Source organism: Microcystis sp. M53603_WE2, assembly GCF_030065435.1.
In genome coordinates this window covers 1-2,933 of the sequence record NZ_JASJFF010001113.1, presented here as the reverse complement: position 1 = coordinate 2,933, position 2,933 = coordinate 1, and the positions used below count along the sequence as shown (strand labels likewise).

The window sequence follows — 2,933 nt, the reverse complement described above, 5'->3', positions numbered from 1 at the left end:
ATTCCTAGTCTGAACGAAAAGGCACTCCCGCAAGGGGGTGCTTTTTTGTTGTTAGAATTATGATATAGCTCAATGTTAAGTGGAGTTAATTTTATGATATCCCCTCAAATTATTGAACTGGAACAAAAATTACGAGACTGTTCTCTTGAAGATAAAAAATGGTTATTGGAGCAGTTACATCAACAATTAGGATTGAATAATCAAAAAACAACTAAACAACGATTAATGGATAGTTGGAATGAAGCTTATAGTGATGGATTGGACGAATCAGAAACTTTGATGTTAGAGGGAATACGCCATCATCAACGCCAATTATCTGAGTAAATATGACGATTTTTCAAGGTGATATTTATTGGATTGATTTAGGAGAACCACAAGGTTCTGAACCTGCTTATCTTCGTCCTTGTGTTGTGGTGCAAAATGATGCTCTGAATCAGTCACAAATTGGGACGGTTATTGTGTGTCCATTAACAACCAATTTGAGACGAGCAAAAGCTATTGGTAATGTTTTATTGAATGAGGGTGAAGGGAATTTACCTGAATCCAGTGTTGTTAATGTTTCACAGGTTTTCACGGTTGATAAACGTCTTTTAACGGAGTCTATCGGAAGACTTTCTCAGGAAAAAATCAAATTAATTATTCAGGGAATGAAGTTGGTTATTGAACCTCAAGAACTCGAATAATAGGGGGTTATAAAAGGATTTAAATAATCCATTTACCCTTAGACTTAGCTAGTGGCGAACAGACTCCCGTGGCTCTGATTGCTCCCGCTATCAATGGTTAAGTTCTAATCAAATAATTACGACAAAAAAGGTTGGGGTGAGCTAATGTTCGCCCCAACCTTTTTTTATTGAAATTCTCGACAAATCACCTGACCAATAACCACTTCTCGCTCCAAGCACCGTTGACATTGAAGCCACTGCGCGTAGAGGTGAAGGTAAGGGAACCGTAGTCGAAGTTATTGCAGATGGTTCCGAAAATAGTGGCATGGACTCGCTCAGGTGGACAGATATCTGCGGACCCGTAGCCGTTCTTTCCGCGAGTCCCCAGGTGGGAATAGGTGTTGCCATCCCAATCCCCGTTACCGAACCAGGTTGTGTTGGCTGGACCTTCTTTCAGCATACAGCGCAGACCTTTGCCTCTGCGCCCACCTGTCAAATCAGTTACCTGATATTGATTGAAATGGCTACCGCAGGTTTTGGGACGGGGTAAGGGGTTGTAGTTAACGGAGGAAGCCGAACGCCACTCCTCATTCCAAGCCCCAGTCACTCGAATCACTCCTGGTCTGACCGTTCGGATATCGAGATTACCCGGATAGTTGAAGTTAGCATCCTCCCCGTTACCGTGAATGTCGGACGCGAACCCGACCAACATTCTGCCTCGGTCAATCGCCTGTCCCAAATGACGGTAGGTAGCCCCTTCCCAGGTTCCTTCCCCGTACCAGGACAGACGGGGAATGCTTGAGCCTTGCTGTCCTTTACTGAATTTGACACAACGAATCCCAGTTCCCCGTCGGTTATCTAGCGAACGAACTATATATGTTTCTAAGTGGGGACCACAATTGAAGCGAGTAGCAGTAGTCAGAAGGATCGGCTCTATTGGAATTTGAGCGAGGCTGGGCAAAGTTGCCACCAACAGGGCTATACCGCTTAATACGATAGTCTTGACAGAACGTAGATTCATAATTTTTTCCCGAAATTGGGAAGCCGTGTTTACTTGCTAATTTCAGAATATTCGGAGTCTCAGGGTGATGTCAGTCCCAAAATAAGTGGAAATTGACGATTTCAATCATTTCTACTTTCAGGAATAAAGTGGAAGAACATGGAAATTTGCTGCCATTTATCTCCTCTTCTCCCGCTTTTTCTCGTATGGTCGATATGTACTGAAAGTTTAATTGTCCCTCAATCTTTCTAATAGTTGGGCGCAAGACAAACTCGCCGGAGAAAGAAGTAATCCGGTGCGTTTCGAGACGGGAATAGGGCATCCGTTTTCTGTCAGTTCGGGGTTAGGCTTCGCTGGTGCGGCGAATACCTTCGTCGAGAACGAAAAACTGAGGGTTAAGAGAAGCCAATTGCTCCCGCAGCTTTTCGATTTCGGAAGCGGGAGCGTGAACTTCTAGGCGAATAATCTTGGCGATTTTGAGAACTTCGTCTAGCAGTTCCCCAACGTTTTGCAGGTGGGCAAGAACTGCGGCGGCATCGACGTAACCCTCGCGGCAATGAACAATATTACCGCTAAACGAGAAAGCATAATGGATACAGCCCTCTTCGGTGCGGGTTCTCTCAATGAACTTGGGGCCTAGCTCCTTAAACGCAGCAATTTTTCCTTCTTTTACTTCAAAGTAGGGTACTAGAGTACAGCAAGTATCGATTTTGAACATTAGATTCTCCTTTTAGGTGGTGCGGAGGGGTATCCCGCGTTTGTGGTCTCTTCTGTCAGTCTTGAAAATTTTAACGAATTTACGCGTTTCAGGCTAGGAGAAATCAAGGTTTCAACCCACTTTAACAAAAGAGAGATAATTCTCTCAATCCTTGTATAGTACATAAATACCACATAAATAGTACATTTTGCTCAAAAAAATCGAAAAAGGGAAAAAAGGAAAAAAAGGGGAAAAGGGTTACAGAGTCCTCCCAGCACCGCGCACCACCCGAAAACCGCCGCTGCTGCCGTCGTCGCGGCGGTTGATGTCGTAGTGGTAAGCGGAACGGCAGTTATCCGGATCGTTGAACCAAGAACCGCCCCGCAGAACTTTATATGCCTGATTTTGCTGTTTTTTGCTCTTTTTTATCTCTTCATAATTTTCGCACCAATCATCTTGACACCACTCCCAGACATTTCGGTAATGATTCGGTAGTAGTGGCGTAGCTCTCTTGCTTACCTGGTATGAATTGTGTAAAATATTTATTAATAAAAATAATTGGAACCCGCTCAGT

At 43.9% G+C, this 2,933-nt stretch carries 5 protein-coding genes; 2 read left to right on the top strand and 3 right to left on the bottom strand.

Annotation, left to right across the window (positions count from 1 at the left end; all coding sequences use genetic code 11):
- The first annotated feature begins 93 nt into the window (after nt 1–93).
- Together PX481_RS23525 and PX481_RS23520 are read left to right on the top strand one after the other, a co-directional pair.
- On the top strand, nt 94–324 hold the full coding sequence (locus tag PX481_RS23525; protein WP_046663804.1) for a hypothetical protein: 231 nt from the start codon (nt 94–96) through the stop codon (nt 322–324).
- A gap of 2 nt (nt 325–326) precedes the next feature.
- Nucleotides 327–683, top strand: coding sequence for a type II toxin-antitoxin system PemK/MazF family toxin (locus PX481_RS23520; RefSeq protein ID WP_002764069.1), 357 nt, complete (start codon nt 327–329; stop codon nt 681–683).
- Between the two features lie 184 nt (nt 684–867).
- Here the strand turns inward: PX481_RS23520 and PX481_RS23515 are convergent, their stop codons facing one another.
- The 3 genes from PX481_RS23515 to PX481_RS23505 all read right to left on the bottom strand — a co-directional run.
- Nucleotides 868–1,683, bottom strand: coding sequence for a hypothetical protein (locus tag PX481_RS23515; RefSeq protein WP_288027623.1), 816 nt, complete (start codon nt 1,681–1,683; stop codon nt 868–870).
- Between the two features lie 322 nt (nt 1,684–2,005).
- The gene (locus PX481_RS23510) at nt 2,006–2,380 is read right to left on the bottom strand and encodes a putative quinol monooxygenase (RefSeq protein WP_288096345.1); all 375 of its coding nucleotides are present in this window, start codon (nt 2,378–2,380) and stop codon (nt 2,006–2,008) included.
- Between the two features lie 237 nt (nt 2,381–2,617).
- Nucleotides 2,618–2,933, bottom strand: a 316-nt coding sequence (locus tag PX481_RS23505; protein ID WP_288096343.1) for a formylglycine-generating enzyme family protein, incomplete at its 5' end; no start/stop codon positions are given.

Coding starts and splice junctions, on each gene's coding strand:
- PX481_RS23510 (WP_288096345.1), bottom strand. CDS start 2,380: ATGTTCAAAATCGATACTTGCTGTACTCTAGTACCCTACTTTGAAGTA.
- PX481_RS23520 (WP_002764069.1), top strand. CDS start 327: ATGACGATTTTTCAAGGTGATATTTATTGGATTGATTTAGGAGAACCA.
- PX481_RS23525 (WP_046663804.1), top strand. CDS start 94: ATGATATCCCCTCAAATTATTGAACTGGAACAAAAATTACGAGACTGT.
- PX481_RS23515 (WP_288027623.1), bottom strand. CDS start 1,683: ATGAATCTACGTTCTGTCAAGACTATCGTATTAAGCGGTATAGCCCTG.